At 71.3% G+C, this 17,039-nt stretch carries 14 protein-coding genes; 6 read left to right on the plus strand and 8 right to left on the minus strand.

All coding sequences use genetic code 11. The features are described from left to right. Positions 1–133: 133 nt before the first annotated feature. Positions 134–2,251, minus strand: a complete 2,118-nt coding sequence (locus ABZ370_RS19010) for a non-reducing end alpha-L-arabinofuranosidase family hydrolase (protein ID WP_358621950.1) — start codon at positions 2,249–2,251, stop codon at positions 134–136. A gap of 190 nt (positions 2,252–2,441) precedes the next feature. Between ABZ370_RS19010 and ABZ370_RS19015 the strand changes: the two genes are divergently transcribed. Continuing rightward, positions 2,442–2,846, plus strand: a complete 405-nt coding sequence (locus tag ABZ370_RS19015) for a pyridoxamine 5'-phosphate oxidase family protein (RefSeq protein WP_358621953.1) — start codon at positions 2,442–2,444, stop codon at positions 2,844–2,846. A 161-nt stretch (positions 2,847–3,007) separates the two neighbouring features. After that, positions 3,008–3,634, plus strand: coding sequence for a hypothetical protein (locus ABZ370_RS19020; RefSeq protein WP_358621956.1), 627 nt, complete (start codon positions 3,008–3,010; stop codon positions 3,632–3,634). A 132-nt stretch (positions 3,635–3,766) separates the two neighbouring features. On the opposite strand, the gene ABZ370_RS19025 is transcribed toward ABZ370_RS19020, so the two are convergent. The 4 genes from ABZ370_RS19025 to ABZ370_RS19040 all read right to left on the minus strand — a co-directional run bounded on the left by ABZ370_RS19025 (position 3,767) and on the right by ABZ370_RS19040 (position 7,701). Further along, entirely contained in the window at positions 3,767–4,441 is a 675-nt protein-coding gene (locus tag ABZ370_RS19025) for a response regulator transcription factor (RefSeq protein WP_358621958.1), read from the minus strand. Beyond that, the gene (locus ABZ370_RS19030) at positions 4,438–5,820 is read right to left on the minus strand and encodes a histidine kinase (RefSeq protein WP_358621961.1); all 1,383 of its coding nucleotides are present in this window, start codon (positions 5,818–5,820) and stop codon (positions 4,438–4,440) included. The genes ABZ370_RS19025 and ABZ370_RS19030 overlap by 4 nt, the downstream gene beginning before the upstream one ends. Positions 5,821–5,908: 88 nt before the next feature. Beyond that, positions 5,909–6,772, minus strand: a complete 864-nt coding sequence (locus ABZ370_RS19035) for an ABC transporter permease (protein WP_358621964.1) — start codon at positions 6,770–6,772, stop codon at positions 5,909–5,911. Further along, entirely contained in the window at positions 6,772–7,701 is a 930-nt protein-coding gene (locus tag ABZ370_RS19040; protein ID WP_358621967.1) for an ATP-binding cassette domain-containing protein, read from the minus strand. The genes ABZ370_RS19035 and ABZ370_RS19040 overlap by 1 nt, the downstream gene beginning before the upstream one ends. Positions 7,702–7,915: 214 nt before the next feature. On the opposite strand from ABZ370_RS19040, the gene ABZ370_RS19045 reads away from it, so the two are divergent. From ABZ370_RS19045 to ABZ370_RS19060, 4 genes are all read left to right on the plus strand, one after another. Next, positions 7,916–9,226, plus strand: coding sequence for a bifunctional glycosyltransferase family 2/GtrA family protein (locus ABZ370_RS19045; RefSeq protein ID WP_358621969.1), 1,311 nt, complete (start codon positions 7,916–7,918; stop codon positions 9,224–9,226). Positions 9,227–9,327: 101 nt separating this feature from the next. After that, entirely contained in the window at positions 9,328–11,496 is a 2,169-nt protein-coding gene (locus ABZ370_RS19050) for a glycosyltransferase family 39 protein (protein WP_358621971.1), read from the plus strand. A 42-nt stretch (positions 11,497–11,538) separates the two neighbouring features. Beyond that, complete coding sequence (locus ABZ370_RS19055) at positions 11,539–12,288, plus strand: response regulator transcription factor (protein ID WP_358621973.1); 750 nt, start codon at positions 11,539–11,541, stop codon at positions 12,286–12,288. Further along, positions 12,285–13,823: a HAMP domain-containing sensor histidine kinase gene (locus ABZ370_RS19060; RefSeq protein WP_358621976.1), complete on the plus strand. Its 1,539-nt coding sequence runs from the start codon at positions 12,285–12,287 to the stop codon at positions 13,821–13,823. The genes ABZ370_RS19055 and ABZ370_RS19060 overlap by 4 nt, the downstream gene beginning before the upstream one ends. 17 nt (positions 13,824–13,840) lie before the next feature. Here the strand turns inward: ABZ370_RS19060 and ABZ370_RS19065 are convergent, their stop codons facing one another. The 3 genes from ABZ370_RS19065 to ABZ370_RS19075 form a co-directional block, all read right to left on the minus strand. After that, positions 13,841–15,181, minus strand: a complete 1,341-nt coding sequence (locus ABZ370_RS19065; protein ID WP_358621978.1) for a DUF4157 domain-containing protein — start codon at positions 15,179–15,181, stop codon at positions 13,841–13,843. Positions 15,182–15,270: 89 nt separating this feature from the next. Further along, entirely contained in the window at positions 15,271–16,476 is a 1,206-nt protein-coding gene (locus ABZ370_RS19070) for a zinc ribbon domain-containing protein (RefSeq protein ID WP_358621981.1), read from the minus strand. Then, positions 16,473–17,039, minus strand: a complete 567-nt coding sequence (locus tag ABZ370_RS19075) for a phage tail protein (RefSeq protein WP_358621984.1) — start codon at positions 17,037–17,039, stop codon at positions 16,473–16,475. Before ABZ370_RS19075 ends, ABZ370_RS19070 begins: the two co-directional genes overlap by 4 nt.

Here is a 17,039-nt window from a genome sequence, read left to right on the forward strand (position 1 = left end):
GAATCCCGGCACGGCGGTTCAACTGGCGCGGACGAGCGCCCCGGCAAGAGGCCGTCGGCGACGTCGACGTCCGGCCCTCCGCCTGACCTGGGGTCGGCGGACGGCCGGACACGTGCCGGTGGTTCCGATGTGGTCAGCAGGTGGAGTTCGTCTGGGTGAGGAGGCCGAGCCGCCACGGCAGGGTGTTGTAGTCACCACCGGCGTTCGGGTTCAGGCCCTGGTAGAGGTACTGCAGCTGGCAGGGGTTGATGGTGAGCGTCTGGTCGTTTCCGGCGCGGATCATCTCGCCGTGGCTGATGTCCTTGGTCCAGGCGCCTGCGGGGAAGGCGGTGTTGCTCGCTCGGGCGAAGGGGTTGTTCTCGGAGGCGGCCAGCGGTGTCCACGAGCCCGCGATGCTGCCGGAGGTCCAGGACCGGAAGTAGCGTTTGCCGTCCGAGCCGATCGCTTCGACGGTCAGCAGGTATTGGTTGCTGCCCTGCACCTTGTAGACGTTGCTCGCTTCGAACAGGGCGTATTTGTTGGAGTCCTGGGCCGCGATGACGGTGTTGGTGAACCCGTTCGGGAACTGGGCCAGGGTCGTCTGTGAGCGGTACAGGTGCCCGTTGTCGTCGGAGGAGAACAGGTAGCATTTGGCGCTGTCACAGATCACCCACATGTCCACCCAGTACCCGCCGCCGATGTTCTTGGCGATGATGTCCGGCATCGAGGAGTAGAAGTGGCGCGGGGCGCTCCAGCCGTTCGGGTTGCTGATGTCGCTGTTGGTGGAGTACGAGGCGTTTCCGGTCTGGTACACCAGATACCAGGTGTTCTGCGGTGCGAAGAAGAACACCTGTGGCGCGGCCCGGTAGCCGGTCCCGATGCCGCTGCGGTCCAGGTAGTAGTGGGTGGCCGAGGCCGCCTGGGACCAGTCGGTGAAGCTCAGGTAGACCAGGCTGTAGCCGGAGGAGCTGGCGACGCTGGCGAACACATGCCACTTGCCGTTGTAGCGGACCACGGTGGGGTCCTTGAGCCCGGCGATGTTGTGGGTGGCGTCCGGCTTCGGGGACATCAGGATTCCGCTGGAGTTCCATTTGAAGCTGGTGGGGAGGGACGCGGCGGGTGAGGCTGCGGCCTTGGTCGCGTTTTTGGCCGTGGTCTTGGCCGTGGTTTTGGCCGCGGGTGTGCCGCCCATCGCGGTGAGCGTGGCGTTGTAGGCGGCCTTCTTGTTGCCGTTGTTGTCGAAGAGCAGCGGCTTCTCCCCGGCACGCCAGGAGTCGCTGTCCCGGATGCCCCACACGGTGATGCCGTTGCAGCGCGGGACGTTCATACAGGCCTTGACCGTGTTCGCGTACGCGGTCGTCGGGGCCTGCGCGATGTCCAGCTCGGTGATCTGTACGTACACGCCGAGGGCGGCGAATCCGGCCAGCGTGGTCTGGAGGCTGGCCGGGGGGCCGCCGGTGCCGAAGTGGGCCTGGAGGCCGACGCAGTCGATGGGCACCCCGCGCGCCTTGAAGTCGCGCACCATGCGGTAGACGGCCTGGGTCTTCGCGTCGGTCCAGTTCTCGATGTTGTAGTCGTTGTAGCAGAGCTTGGCCGCCGGGTCGGCGGTCCGGGCGGTGCGGAAGGCCTCCTCGATGAAGCCGTCGCCCAGCAGGTTCTGGAACACCGAGGGGCGGTGCTGGCCGCCGCCACCGTCGGCGAACGCCTCGTTCACCACGTCCCAGGCGTAGATCTTGCCCTTGTAGTGGGCCATCGTGGTGGTGATGTGATTCTTCATCACGCTGCGCAGAGTGTTGGCGTCGCCGATGGAGCTGACCCAGCTGGGCAGCTGCGAGTGCCAGACCAGGGTGTGTCCCCGGAGGCGCTGGCCATGGGAGGTGGCCTGGTTGGCGATCTGGTCGGCGGGAGCGAAGTTGAACGAGCCGCGGGACCGCTCGATCGTGTCCCACTTCATCTCGTTCTCCGGGGTGACCATGTTGAATTCCCGGTTGAGGATCGCCGCGTACGTCGTGTCCCCGAGCTTGCCCGCGGCCACGGCGGCCCCGAAGTACCGCCCGGACTGGGCCGCTTGGGCGCCCAGCGTGGAGGCGGCTTTGGCCGAGGCGGTCTTGGTCGAGGCGGCCTTGGTGGGGCCGTTCGCCGCCTGGTCCTGAGCGGGGCCGGACACCGCACCGGCGGTCCCGGTCATCGTCATGACGGTGGCGGCCAATAACCCGATCCCGAGTCCGAGCGCCGAAACGCGGCGTCGGCCGTGTCGTTGTGGAAGAGCCATGTCTCTCCTTCGAGGACGGCGTGGGAACAGCCGATGGGAGCGCTCCCATAAAGATGACATGAACACGACGGCCAGGGAAGTGCTCCCGCGACTGGGCTGCTCAAAGCCGGGGTTCGGGTGAGATCTAGGGACGTTGGTCCGATCCGCTTGGCCGATGTGCTGTGCCAGGGGGATTGCTCACGATGGGCGAATGGACAATCTCGTCAGCGAGCCAGGGCCAGCCGTCCGCGAGCGCTTGGCCGCGGAGAGGAACGTGTGGCTGTGCACTGTGCGCCCCAATGGGTCGGCACATGTGACACCCGTCTGGTTCGTCTACGCGAGATCCAGGTGGTGGATCGGTACGGATCTCCACTCGGTCAAGGTCAGAAACGTCCAGGCGGAACCGCGTGTCTCGCTGGCTCTGGAGGACGGCCGGTTCCCGGTCGTCGCGGAAGGGGACGTCTCGCTGATCCATGACGGGTTCCCCCCTGAGATCGTGGCGGCGTTCGAGGGGAAGTACGGTTGGGACGTCACCGCTCCCGCGCGCCCGGGTGGGGTGCGGGTGCTCCTGGAAGTGCGGATGCGCCGTTGGTTGTTGGCCGGTACGGCTCATTGACCCTGGCCAAGCGTGTGCTTCCTTCCGCTGAGGCGATCCGGCGGTCCGGCGAACCGTTCCGCCGCTCATCGCGTCTTCATGGTGGATGTGGTGTCTCCGTGAGAGGCGCCTCGGGGTGACATCGAGTCATATGGATGTCTATGGAAAGGGCTCCTGAAAGCGTGTCAGAGAGCTACAGAAACAAGACCGTCCGCTGGATCGCCGGGGCCGCCGTGGTGGCGGCCGTCGTCGGTGCCGCGGGGTGCTCGAAGGAGTCGGACTCCGGCGCGGAGAAGAAGCCCGCGGCCGGCGGGTCGACCGCTGCCGCCGGGTCGGAGAAGGGGGAAGGACCGGCGGATTCGCAGGCCTCCAAGCCCCGCCAGGCCACGGCCGAGGAGGCGGCGGCCACGTGGGTCACCGCGGTCGTGAAGGACAAGCCGAAGGAAGGGTGTCTGGTGATGGCGACCCCGGCCCGTGGGTCGACTCCCGCGAAGGTCGGCAACCCGGCGAGGTGCGACAGCGACGCGCCTGAGGTGCGGCAGATGCGCAAGACCGTCGGAAGGTTCCATGAGTCGTTCACGCCCAAGCAGTCCACGGGCGACCCGAAGGTGGAGGTCGCCAAGACCCCGGCCACCGGTGGCAAGGCGATGATTCCCGCCGACAAGATCACCATCGACGGGCAGACGCTCGACAAGGTCATCGTGTCCAACTCCACCGGGGTGAAGCAGGAGGACCTGCACGTGAAGGTGGAGTCCACCAAGATCAAGGATGCCTGGTATGTGACCAACCTCCAATTCGGTCTCGGCTGATGCCGTGACCAGGCCCCTCCGGCCACCTGCCGCAGGTGGCCGGAGAGGCCTTCGCCCGGCGGGCGGCCACGTGCCGTATCAGCCCGCCGGGCGGGGCTCGCCCCGGTAGGCCGGTATGCGACGTGCCACCGGCTACCGCTTCGCCCTGACCAGCCCGGTGTCGTACGCGACGATCACGGCCTGGACGCGGTCGCGGGCACCGACCTTGGCGAGGACCCGCCCGACGTGCTTCTTCACCGTGGACTCGGTGAGGACGAGCCGTTCCGCGATCTCCGTGTTCGTCCAGCCCTGGCCGATGGCGACCAGGACCTCTCGTTCGCGGTCGCTGAGCGTGCGCAGCCGGGGGTCCACGGCCGCCGCGGGTGCGCCGGGCGGCGGCGCGAGCACCTGGTGGGCGTAGGCGTCCAGCAGGCGCCGGGTCAGCCGCGGGGCCACGACGGCGTCGCCGGTCGCGACCGCGCGAATGCCCGCCACGACCTCCTCGGGACGGGCGTCCTTGAGCAGGAAGCCACTGGCCCCGGCCCGCAGCCCCTCGTACGCGTACTCGTCGAGGTCGAAGGTGGTCACGATGAGAACCCGGGTACGGCCCCCGGTGGCGACGATCCGGCGCGTCGCCTCCAGGCCGTCCATGCCGGGCATGCGGATGTCCATGAGGACGACGTCGGGCCGCCGTTCCGCGGTCAGGCGGACGGCCTCGGCCCCGTGTTCGGCCTGGCCGACCGGCGTCAGACCGGGCGTGCCCTCCAGGAGCATGCTGAAGCCGAGGCGCTGCAGCGGCTGGTCGTCGGCGATCAGCACGGTGGTCATGGCAGTCGCTCTCCCGATGACGCCGGGGCGGACGGCACATCGAGGACGACGTCCACGATCCAGCCGTGGCCGCCGCCGCGAGGGCCGATGGTGACGGCGCCGCCGTACATGGCGGCCCGCTGGCGGATGCCGATGAGGCCGTGTCCGGTGCCGCCCGGGCGGGTGCGTGGCCCTGGTCGGTCCGGCGTGGGTGCCCCCGGCGGGGTTCCGGTGTCCGCCACCCGTATCCGCACGGTGTCCGCGTCGGCGGCCACCGTGACCTCGGCGGCGGAGCCCGTCCCCGCGTGTTTGAGCGTGTTGGTCAGCGCTTCCTGGACGACGCGGTACACGGTGAGCTGTACGCCGTCGCCCAGGGCGTCGAGATCGCCCGCGGTCCGGTAGGTGACCGCGAGCCCCGCCGCACGGACCCGTGCCAGCAGGGGGTCCAGGTCGCGGATACCCGGCTGCGGGCTGAGCGGCGTCGCGCCCTCCCGCTCCTCCTGGCCGTCCCGGCCGTCCCGCAGGACACCCAGGACGCGGCGCAGTTCGTCCATGGCCTGGCGGCCGGTGTCGCCGAGGATGCGCAGGGCCTCGGCGGACCGCTCGCGCCGGTTGGTGGCGAGAGTCGCGGCGCCGTCCGCGACACTGACCATCACGGACAGGTTGTGGCCGACGATGTCGTGCATCTCGCGGGCCACCCGGGAACGCTCGGCGGCGGCGGTGAGCCGGACACGTTGCTCCTGCTCGACCTCCAGCCGCCTGGCCCGGTCCTCCAGCGCCGCCAGGTACATCCGGCGGGTACGGAGCGTCAGACCGACGGCGGTGGCCGCCGTCACCGTCCCCAGCAGGAAGAACACGCCGAGCAGCGGATGGGCGACCGGCACCAGGACGCAGCTGGCCAGCACCACGTTCGTGGCGGCCGTCCCGACGGCCCAGCCCAGCACCCGCAACGAACCCTGCCGGGCCAGGGTGTACAGGGCGACGAGGGCGCTGATACCGGACGGCAGCCACAGGCCGAGCGACCACTGCGCCAGGGACACCAGCGCGATCACGAAGAAGACGGTGGCCGGAGCCCTGCGCCGCCACCACAGCGGCATGGCGAGCGCGGCGGTGAAGACGAACGGGATGGCGGACGGCAGCTGGTCACGGGCGTCCCTGTCCCCGAAGGGCGAGCTGCCACTGCCCCACAGCAGGTCGGGCAGGCTGATGAGGACGATGAACAGCACCACCGCGGTGTCGAGCAGCCATGGATGCCGCCGGTCCAGCCGCTGCCGCTCCCGCTGACCGCGCAGCATACGGCCCAGGAGCGGATGCGCCCAGGCGGCGTCCAGCCCGGGGGACGGCGGGAGGGCCGTCCCCCGGGCGGTGTCCGCGGCGGCTGCCGCGCGTTCCGGACTCATCGGCTTCATTGTCCTCCGGTCACAGGTCACCGGTTCACTTGTCACTGGTTCACAGGTCCCGTGGTCCGCGGGTCCCGTGGTCCGCGGGTCAGGCGTCGGTGCGTACGAGCCGGTACGCCGCCCCGGCGAGGGTCAGCGCCACCCACCCGGCGAAGACGGCGAGCCCCGCCCCGGGGGAGAGGGAGTTCGCGGACTCGTGCAGGGCGTAGACGGCCGACCCCGCGTTGCTGGGGAAGTACGGGGTGATCGTGTCGTACCACGTGTCGGGCAGCAGCGAGGCCAGGCCGGGGAGGATGAGCAGGGTGCCCACCAGCGCCGCGATGGCCCCGGCGGACGACCGGAGCAGCATGCCCAGGGCCACGCCGAACACCGCCACCAGACCGAGGTAGACGCCCGCGCCCGCCAGGCTGCGCAGCACACCGTCGTCGCCCAGGGACAGCGCGATCTTCTCACCGTCGAGGCCCGGCGTGCCCAGCTGGAACGCGGCCACCGCGGCGATCGTGGTGAGGATCAGCGCGATCGGCCCGATGACCAGGCTCTTCGACCACAGGACCGGCAGCCGCCGCGGCACCGCGGCGAGCGTGGACCGGATCATGCCGGTGCTGTACTCGCCCGCGGACAGCAGCACCCCGAGCACCCCGATGGCCAGCTGTGCGAAGGACACGCCGGTCAGGGCGAGACCGACCGCGTCACTGTCGGCGCCGCTGCTCCCCGGGCCGGGCGGACCGCTGGTCGCGACGGCGCCGGGGCTGTACGTGGCGGCGGCGATCGCCCCGAAGACGATCAGCAGGACGACGGCGACGCCCAGCGTGATCCAGCTGGAGCGCAGCGACCAGAACTTGGCCCACTCCGCACGCAGGACCCGCGGGCCGGTCACCTTGTAGACGGGCGTGGTCCTGGTCGGGGTCGGGGACGAAGGCGTGGGCGCCAGGGACAGGGGAGTGGCGGACATCAGGCGGCCTTTCGGTCGGACTCGGCGGGAGCGCTGTGGTATTCGACGGCGTCGCGGGTGAGGTCCATGAAGGCCTGCTCCAACGAGACGGACTGTGGGGTGAGTTCGTACAGCGCCACCGCGCCCTGGGCGGCGATCGCCCCGATATCCCGGGCGTCACGTCCGGTGACCAGCAGTTCCTCATCGGAGGACGAGGTGATCGTGACGTCCGGTCCGGCCAGCAGCGAACGCAGTTTCGTGGCCTCGGCGGTGGCCACCCGCACCCCTCCGCCACCGGCCTCCCGGACGAAGTCGTCGACCGTGGTGTCCGCGAGCAGTCGGCCACGTCCGATGATCACCAGGTGGTCGGCGATCAGCGCGGTCTCGCTCATCAGATGCGAGGAGAGCATCACCGCCCGGCCCTCCTCGGCCAGCCCGGACAGCAGGGTACGCACCCACAGCACACCCTCCGGGTCGAGGCCGTTGACCGGCTCGTCGAGCATGACGACCGCCGGATCGCCGAGCAGCGCCGCGGCGATGCCCAGCCGCTGGCCCATGCCGAGCGAGAACGCGCCCACGCGCTTGTCGGCCACGCTGCCCAGACCGGCCAGCTCGATCACCTCGTCCACCCGGCGGCGCGGGATGCCGTGGGTGTGCGCGAGCGTCATCAGATGGCTGACCGCGGTGCGCCCCGGGTGGACGGACTTGGCCTCCAGCAGGGTGCCGATCTCCTGGAGCGGCGCGGTGTGCCGGGCGTAGGAGCGTCCGCCCACGGTGACCGAACCCCCGGTGGGGGAGTCCAGGCCGATGATCATACGCATGGTGGTGGATTTGCCCGCGCCGTTGGGGCCCAGGAAACCGGTCACCTCACCTGGCCTGACGGTGAAGCTCAACCGGTCGACCACCGTCTTGTCCCCGTACCGCTTCGTCAACTCATGCGCTTCGATCATGGGTGGGCCCTTCTCGTGACGGATGCGTTCGACGCTACGAGCGCCATCGGTCGCGGGACTGGGACCGCGGGGGACACTTCGGCCGGCCAGTGGTACCGCGGTACCACTCGCACGGCCCTCGCCCATAACTCTCAGCGAGGACTTAGCCGACTCTCGGCGAATTCCCAGCTCGCTGTCGCGAAGTTCCCTGGTTGGGCCGCGAGGGTTCTGCCTCATGCCCCAGACATCCCATGGCCTCAGCGTCGCCCAAGGCTTCCAGCCCGCGGGTCGGCCCGGCCCCTCCGGCACGCCTGGTCCGTCCGGCCCGCCCGGCCCCTCCGGCACGTCCGGCACGTTCCGTACGGACACGACCACCGTCGAGATCGTCGTTCCCGTCTACAACGAGGAACGGGCCCTGCCCGGCTGCCTGCGCACCCTGCACACCCGGCTGCGTGAGCAGCTGCCGTTCGCCTGGCGGATCACGGTGGCGGACAACGCCAGCGTCGACCGGACCTTCGAGGTGGCGACGGAACTGGCCGCCGAACTGCCCGGAGTGGAGGTGTTCCACCTGGACCGCAAGGGCCGCGGCCTGGCGCTGCGCACGGTGTGGGGCGCCAGCGAGGCCGACATCGTCGTGTATATGGATGTCGACCTGTCGACCGGGCTCGACGGACTGCTGCCCCTGATCGCGCCCCTGGCCAGCGGCCATTCCGATCTGGCCATCGGCAGCCGCCTCGCGGCGGGCGCGCGGACCGTACGCGGGCCCCGCCGCGAGCTGATCTCCCGCTGCTACAACGGGCTGATCCGGCTGACCCACGGGGCCCGGTTCAGCGACGCGCAGTGCGGCTTCAAGGCGGCCCGTACCGAGGTGCTGCGCCCGCTGCTGGAGAAGACGCGGGACGACGCCTGGTTCTTCGACACCGAACTCCTCCTGCTGGCCGAGCACAACGGGCTGCGCATCCACGAGGTCCCGGTCGACTGGGTCGAGGACGTGGACACCCGGGTCGACGTCGTCGGCACCGCCACCGACGACCTGCGCGGCCTGTACCGGATGGCACGGCTCAAGGCGTCCGGCGCCGCCCGGGTCGCGCTGCCGCGCCGTCCCGCTCCGGCCGCCGAACACCCGGACGCGGTGCTGGCCCCCGACACCGGCCGGTCCCGGTTCACCTGGGAGGTCGGCTGCTTCGTCGCCATCGGCATCGCCTCGACCGTCGGACAGGCGCTGCTCTACTGGCTGCTGCGCGGCTGGTGGCCGCCCGTCCTGGCGAACCTGGTGTCGCTGCTGGTGCTCACCGTGCTCAACACCGAGGCCAACCGCCGTCTGACGTTCCGCTGGTCCGGGACCGGTGTGGGACGCGCACACCTGGGCGCGGGCGCCCTGTTCGTCCTGGGCTACCTGGTGACCTCCGCCGCCGTGCTCCTGTACCGGCAGGGCAGTCCGGACGGCTCGACGGGTGCCGAGGCCCTCGTCCTGGCCGCCTCCTCCGTGCTGGTCACCGCCGTGCGCTTCCTCGTGCTGCGGCTGGCCGTCTTCCGGCGCCCATGAGCCCCGTCTCGTCCGTCCCGTCCCGTCGCAAAACTCTTCCAGGAACAGGAAAGCGCACCATGACCCAGACATCACCAGGGCCAACGGCCACGCCCGCGAGCGTGCCACCACCGGTCCTCGCCGGACGTGCGCTGCCCCGATGGGCCGCCCCGGCCGCGCTCGGCGCGATCCTGCTGCTGGCCGCGGTGCTCTACGGCTGGGCCCTCGGCTCGCTCGGCTGGGGCAACAGCTATTACGCGGCCGCCGTGAAGTCGATGGGCCGCGGCTGGACCAACTTCCTCTTCGGCGCGTACGACCCGGCCGGGGTGCTCACCGTCGACAAGCCGCCGGCCGCCCTGTGGCCCCAGGTCATCAGCACCAAGATCTTCGGCCTGCACGGCTGGTCGATGCTCCTGCCCCAGGCGCTGGAAGGTGTCGCGGCGGTCCTGGTCCTGCACCGGACGGTACGCCGCTGGGCGGGCGAAGGCGCCGGGCTGCTCGCCGCGCTGGTCCTGACGCTCACCCCCATCACGGTGGCGATCAACCGCGACAACAACCCGGACACGCTGCTGGTGCTGACCCTGGTCGCGGCCGCGTACGCGCTGACCCGGGCGCTGCGGACACCGTCCGGCCGGAACGCGCTGTGGTGGCTGTGCGGCAGTGGCTTCCTCGTCGGCGCCGGGTTCCTGACGAAGATGCTGGCCGCCTGGATGGTGATCCCGGCCCTCGCGGTGGCGTGGCTGACCGGCGCGCCCGGGACCTGGCTCGTACGCGTGCGCCGGTTGCTCATCGCGGGTGCGGTGCTCGCGGTGTCCTCGCTGTGGTGGGTGGCCATGGTGGCGCTGTGGCCCGGCGACCGCCCGTACATCGGCGGCAGCGAGGACGGCTCTGCCTGGGACCTGGTCATCGGCTACAACGGGCTCGGTCGGATCTTCGGCGAGAACGGTGCCACCGGCGGGATGGGCGGGGTCTCCTTCGGTGGCGCCGCCGGTCCGGGACGGCTCTTCAACGACCAGGTCGGCGGCCAGATCAGCTGGTTGCTGCCGCTCTGCGCGGTGGCACTGGGCGTCGCGCTCGCCGTCGCGGTGCTGCGCCGACGTGGCGGTACGGCCACGGGTGAGCCACTGGCCACCTCCGGGTGGGCGCTGTGGGGGACGTGGCTGGTGGTGTGCGGGCTGGTGTTCGCCACCCAGGAGGGCACGTTCCACCCGTACTACACGACACAGCTGGCCCCCGCCGTCGCCGCGCTCACCGCGGGCCTCGCGACCGCGCTCGCCCGCGCCCACCGGGCCGGAGCCCGCTGGGCCCTGCCGACGGGGGCCGGGGCCGTGCTGGTCACCGTGGTCTGGGCGGTCGTGGTGATCGAGCGGCAGCCGTCCTGGAACGGCTGGCTGACGTGGGCGGTGGCGGCCACCGGACTTGGCGGGGCCGCGCTTCTGCTGCTCGCGGGCCGACACCACCGGCTGCTCCCGGCCGCGCTGGGCGGTGCCGTCCTGGCGGTGCTGCTGGCCCCGGGCGCCTGGGCGGTCGCCGTCCCCGGCTCCACCTCCGCGATGGGCGGCGCCAACCCCATGGCCGGACCGGCATCGGGCCTGCCGTTCGGCCAGGGCGCCTTCCCCGGCGGGGGACCCGGCGCGGGTGGCATGCCCGGCGCGGGCCCGGGCGGGAAGCCGGAGGGGGTGCCGTCGGGGAGGCCTTCGGGGACGCCCGCCGGAATGCCGTCGGGAATGCCTTCCGGTGACATGGGCCGCACGGGCGGCATGGGCGGCACAGGCGGCATGGGCAAACTCATGGGAGCCACCGGCCTCACCGCCGATCAGCGCAAGATCCTCCGCTACGCGGTCGAGCACTCCGGCTCCGCCCGGATCAGCCTCGCCGCCGAAGGGGGAGCCATGGCCGCGTCCGCGTACATTCTGAACAGCGACGCCACGGTCATCGGCATGGGCGGCTTCATCGGCACCGACGACGCCCCGTCCGTACGCCAGTTGGACACGTGGACCGGCAAGGGCGAACTGCGCTACGTACTGGGCTCCGAGCCGGGCCGGAACGGCGCGGGCCCCGGCGGGATGGCGGGCCCCGGGGGCATGGCAGGCCCCGGCGCGATGGCGGGCGGCGCCGACAGCCCCGCCTCCCGGCGCTCCGCGTGGCTCGGCGAGCACTGCGCCAAGGTCCCGGCCTCCGCCTACGGCGGCAGTGCAAAGAGCGGCAGCGCCAAGACCGGCAGCGGTTCCGGACCGACCGGCATGATGGGAATCGGCACCACCCTGTACGACTGCGCCGCCACGAAGTAGCCGCCACGCGTCGAGCGACGGCAGAACGGACCACCACACACCATGGCCGAGCAGCCCGCCACCCCGCCCAGCCACCGCATCCTCGTCGTCGAGGACGACCCCGGCATCCGCCTGTTGCTGGAGTCGGCCCTGGGCCTGGCCGGATACCAGATGAGCAGTGCCGCCACCGGCCGTGACGCCCTGCTGGAGGTCGAGCGGTTCCGCCCGGACCTTCTGGTGCTCGATGTGATGCTGCCCGACCTCGACGGCTTCGAGATCACCCGGAACCTGCGCGCGGTAGGCGTGCGGACACCGGTCCTGTTCCTGACGGCCCGCACCGAGGTGGGCGACCGTATCGCGGGCCTCGGCGCGGGCGGCGACGACTACGTCGGCAAGCCGTTCAGCCTCGAGGAGGTGCTTCTGCGCATCCGCGCCATCCTGCGCCGTACGGGCCACGACGTGCCGTACGGCGCGGGCGAGGACGAGACCGAGGTGCTGCGCTACGCGGACCTCGAACTCGACGAGCGGGCCCACGAGGTCCACCGGGCGGGGCAGTACATCCCGCTGTCCCCCACCGAGTTCAAGCTGCTCACCCTGCTGATGGAGAACGCCAACCGGGTGTTGAGCAAGAGCCGGATTCTCGACCGCGTCTGGGGCTTCGACTTTTCCGGCGACGGCCGCATCGTCGAAACGTATGTCAGGTATCTGCGGCGCAAGATCGACCACCTCGATCCACCGCTGATCCACACCGAACGGGGCGTGGGCTACTGTCTGCGCCTGCCGCGCGACCACGCCCAGCGGACCGACGGATGACCCGCCGCACTCCGCTGCGCGCCGGACGGCCCACGTCGCTGCGCAGCCGCCTGGTGTGGGGCGCCGCGCTGCTGGCCGCCGTCGCGGTCCTCGCCGCGCAGACCATCGGGTTCCTGGTGCTGAGGTCATGGCTGCTGGACCGCGTCGATCAGCAGCTCGACGACTTCCATCTGCCGCCCCAGACCTTCTCCCGCGACATCGGTCCCGAACAGATGCCCCGGTCCCCGGACCCCGGCTCGGTGACCCTGCCCTCCGACTTCCGCATCACCTTCTACGGCGCGTCAGGACACCGGCGCGGCATCCTCGGCGGTGGCGAGGCACCCGGACCCGAACTCCCCAGCTCCATCGACCAGTTGAGGCTGTCCGGCGGCCGTCCGGGCACCGTCCCCGCCGTCTCCGGCGACGGACACTGGCGGGTCGAGAAGAAGACGGGCCCCGGACACACCTGGTACGTCGTCGCGCTGCCCCTGGACACATTCGACGGCGCCACCGCCAAACTGCTGTGGCTCAACGGCATCGTGCTGGCGGCCACCCTCACCGGCTTGATCGCACTCAGCCGGTGGGTCGTCCGCATCGGCCTGCTGCCGCTGACCCGCATGGAGCGGACCGCGCAGGACATCACGGCCGGAGACCTGAGCCCACGGCTGCCGGACACCGACCTCCGTACCGAGACGGGCCGCCTCGGCACCGTGCTGAACACCATGCTGGACAGGCTCCAACAGGCCCTGTGCGAACGCGAGTTCTCCGAGGCACGGCTGCGCCGGTTCGTCGCCGACGCCGGACACGAACTGCGCACACCCCTCACCTCCATCCAGGGCTTCGCCGAACTGGCCCTGCGCCACGAGGAACGGTCGAGCGCCGAACGGCGCGAGGGCGACCGGCTGATCGCCCAGAACGCCGAACGCATCAGCCTGCTCGTCGACGACCTCCTGCTGCTGACCAAGCTGGATAAGGAACCCGACTACCGCCGCGAGCGGGTCGACCTGCTGGCGGTCGCCGCCGACTCCGTGAGCGCGACGGCCCACCAGACCCACGGCCACCCGATCCGGCTGGGCCCCCTCAGCACCGGCACGGCCGCCGACCAGGAGGAACTGGAGCTGGTCGAGACGACCGGCGATCCCCACCGGCTGCGTCAGGTCGCGGGCAATCTGCTGTCCAACGCGCTGCGCCACACCCCGCCCGGTACGAGGGTGGACGTACGCGTCGGAGCCGGGCGAGCCGGTCCCACGACCGGCGGCACGGATCGCCCCGGCCGGACGAGCCCCTCCCCACCCCTGCGGGAAGGGACCCGCATCTGCGTACTGGAAGTGGCGGACCAGGGCCCCGGCCTGTCCCCGGAGGCGGCCGACCGGGTCTTCGAACGCTTCTACCGCGCCGACCCGTCCCGCTCCCACCACCACGGCGGCTCCGGCCTCGGCCTGGCCATCGCGAGCGCGATAGCCCAGGGCCACGGCGGCCGACTGGAACTGGATACCGCCCCCGGACGCGGAAGCGTCTTCCGCCTCGTCCTGCCCGCCGGACCCGGCACACCCTGAGCCGGGCCGCCGCGGGCCTATGCGTCGCTGCGCTCCGAGTCGGAGATCTCCTCTCCGCCCTCTTGCCCGCGGTCTGGGTAGCCGAGCGCGCCTCTGCGGGTGAGTCGGAGTGTCGCGTCCACGTAGGCAGCCGTGTCGACGATCGCGCGGTAGAGGGTGTGCATCTGCGACTGTGTTTGGTCGTACCACTCGTCGAATTTGCCCCTGGCGTCCCTGGGGAGGTCCTCGTTCCGTGCGTGATCGCGTGCGGTGCCGTCGATGATCTGCGAGTCCAGGGTGGCGCGGTAGGCATTCAGCTGCGGCAGTTCCTGTTGGTCCCAGTCTCGCCTGCCGCATTGTTTGATCGCGTTCATCACGCTGAGGGAGAACTCCGAGTAGATACGCGCGTTCGGATCGGAGCCGCTCGCGTCCCTACCGGCTCCCTGCGTCGCGGTGCGGAATCTTTCGTGGTTCCGCGTCTTTCCTGCGGATGTCGCTTTCTCTTTCAGGAGTTCCAGTCGCTTGATTGCCTCCGGAATCCGATCCTTCGCCCTTCCCATTTGAGTAGCGCTCACATTACCCTTGCCCTGCCCCTTAAGATGTCCGGCTTGCTCCCTTATTCTGCTCAGCAGTTCCGTGTGAATCTTCTCGGCCAGGGCGTCGAGGGCGTTGAAGATGTGCTCGCCCTGTTTGGAGGGGCCTTCGGCGCGCTGGACGGTGCCCGGGTGTGCGGTGGGGCGGTGCCGGGTGGGTCCCGCCGGGGCCGTGGCGCGTTGGACGGGGCCCGCCATGGCCCGGGTGGCGTTGGCTTCGGCTTCGCGCTCGAAGCGGTCGGAGGGGTCGGAGACCTTGAGACCCGACCCGTTGTCGGTGCCCGCGACGGGCCCCTGCCGCTGCTGGATGACGTGCGTCAACTCGTGGGCCAGGGTGTGTTTGTCGCCGCCGCCGTCGCCGAGCACGACATGGTTGCCGGAGGTGTACGCGCGGGCCCCGATCTCCGACGCGGAGGCGCGGGCGGCGCTGCCGGTGTGGAGACGGACGTCGGAGAAGTCGGCGCCGAGCCGGGCTTCCATCTCGTGGCGTACCGGTTCGTCCATGGACTTGCCGCCGCTGCTCAGCACGTCGGGGACCGCCGAGCGCTGCACCGCGTCATGGCCGCAGCCGGGAGCGTGCTGATGCTGCTCCTGCCCCTGGGCTTGTTGGGCCCGCTGGAGCGAGTGGACAGCGGCGGCGTTGCCCGCGGTGCGCTGCAGGGCGAGGAGCGAGTGGGCCGAGACGGCCCCGGGCCCGGCCTGGTCCGTCACGGGTCCGGTGGGGTGGACGGGGGCGGGGGCGCGGGTGGCGCTGTCGGGGGTCTTGCCGGTGTCCCGTGCGTGCATGGGTGCGTCTCCGTGAGGGGGCGGGAACCTGGTCACCCGGTGGCGGTGCGGGGCCGCACCGCCACCGGGACACGTCATTCAGGCGGGTCTCACGCCGTGTTGTTGTTGGCGGACGGGCCGAAGAACTCGACCTCCGCTATCGCGACCTGCTTGTTCGGCTCCGTGTATGCGGACTTGAGCTGGAGCCGGGCCCTGACCACGTCCCGGGCGCGCAGCGGGAAGGTCTGCGGCTGGCCGTCGTTCAGGGTCAGCTCGCGCGACTCTTCCTTCCCGTCGGAGTGTGTCAGCTGGACCGTGATCTCCCGTGGACGGCCCTGGTCGCGGGCCTCTTCCTGCTTCGTGGAGACTCCCGGGGTGATGACGACGTCGAGCAGGCGGGTGGGTGCCGAGAAGTTGGCTTCCCATGCCTGGCCCGAGGAGTCGCCCGCGTAGCCGGTTCCCCACCAGGTGTTGTTCTTGCCGTCGTCCGCCAGTCCGGGAAGGTGGCCGGAGTCGGAGTGGGTGGCCGTTTTGGTGTCCGGGTGGATGAGCGCGCGGTCGGCGAAGTGGTCCTGAACGGCGGCCACGGCCGGTGGCGTCCAGATGATGGCGCCGGTGACCACGGCCGCGATGACGAGGAGACCCACCACCTTGGACACCAAGTCGCCCACGCCCCGGCGCAGCCGCGGCCGGTCGCCCGCGAACGGGACCACGTCGCCGTGCAGGCCCAGGAGGCGGCGCCACCAGGGCAGCCGCGGGCGGACCGGCCCGGCGGGTGTCTCGGCGAGCCGCATGGCGCACTGGCGGCAGAAGTGGCGGTGCGGCTGGTTGGACGTGTCGCACCACGGGCACGCGATGCCGTTGTGCGGTGCCTCCTCGGGGGCCACGGCGCGGGCGCGCGGTGCGTCGGCCCGCGGTGTGCCGGGCAGGACCGGGGCGACGCGGTCGGCGGGCTCCTGCGCCGACGGTTCCGCCACCGGGACGATCAGGGCGCGGGCCCGTTCGTCGGCCTCCCGCCGGGGCGGTGTGGTGTCGGGGACGGGGTGCGGTGTGCCCGGTGCGGGGTTCGGCGTGGGGTCCGGTGCGGCACCTGTCGCGGTGTGCGGTGCGGCGAGCGGCGCGGTGTCCTGGGGCTGGGTGGGCGCATCGCGGTCCGGGGCGGTGGGCGGCGTCGGCGCGTCCGGCCGTGCCGCCGCGGGCGTACGTGCGGTGTCCTCCTCCCATCCGAGGAAGGCGCCGCACTCGTCGCAGAACGACTGGTTGTCCTGACGGGCCGCGCCGCACTCCGTGCAGGTGCGGTGGGGGCTGGCATTCACGATGGGGTGTTCCTCTCGGTGCTTGCCGTGCGTTCCACGCGCACGGTGTAGGGCAGGTGCGCGGGCCGGGCCGCCGCCACCAGGTCGTCAAGCCGCCGTACGTCCACGGCGTCCGGGTCCGGAACCCGCAGCACCACATGGACACCGGGGCGCGGATCGCCGGGGAAGGGGCCGAGCGGGCGGGGCGACCAGGACGCCCCGCCGCTTTCGGTGATCTCGGGCGGGACGTTGAACGCCGCCTGGACGGCGTCCCGCAGCCCGCTCCGGGTGCCGCGCCTGCGGTGCAGGTCCACGGCGGTGGCGACGGTGTGCCGCAGCAGGGCCTCCGATTCGTCCCCGGTGAGTTCGGCACCGACCCATCCCGCGAGCCAGTCCACGAAGTCCTCGGGCGCCAGCGCGGGGGAGAAGTAGGAATCCAGGCAGTCGAGGACGTTCAGCAGCGGCGCCAGCAGGGCGTCCAGACCGCCGGTGAAACGCTGCGCGAAATCGTCGTCGGCGAAGACGGACGGCAGCCGCTCACCCAGCGGGTGCGGCGACTCCAGTCCTTCGAGTGCGCCTCTCAC

This window comes from Streptomyces sp. NPDC005962, assembly GCF_040629205.1.
Lineage (GTDB): Bacteria > Actinomycetota > Actinomycetes > Streptomycetales > Streptomycetaceae > Streptomyces.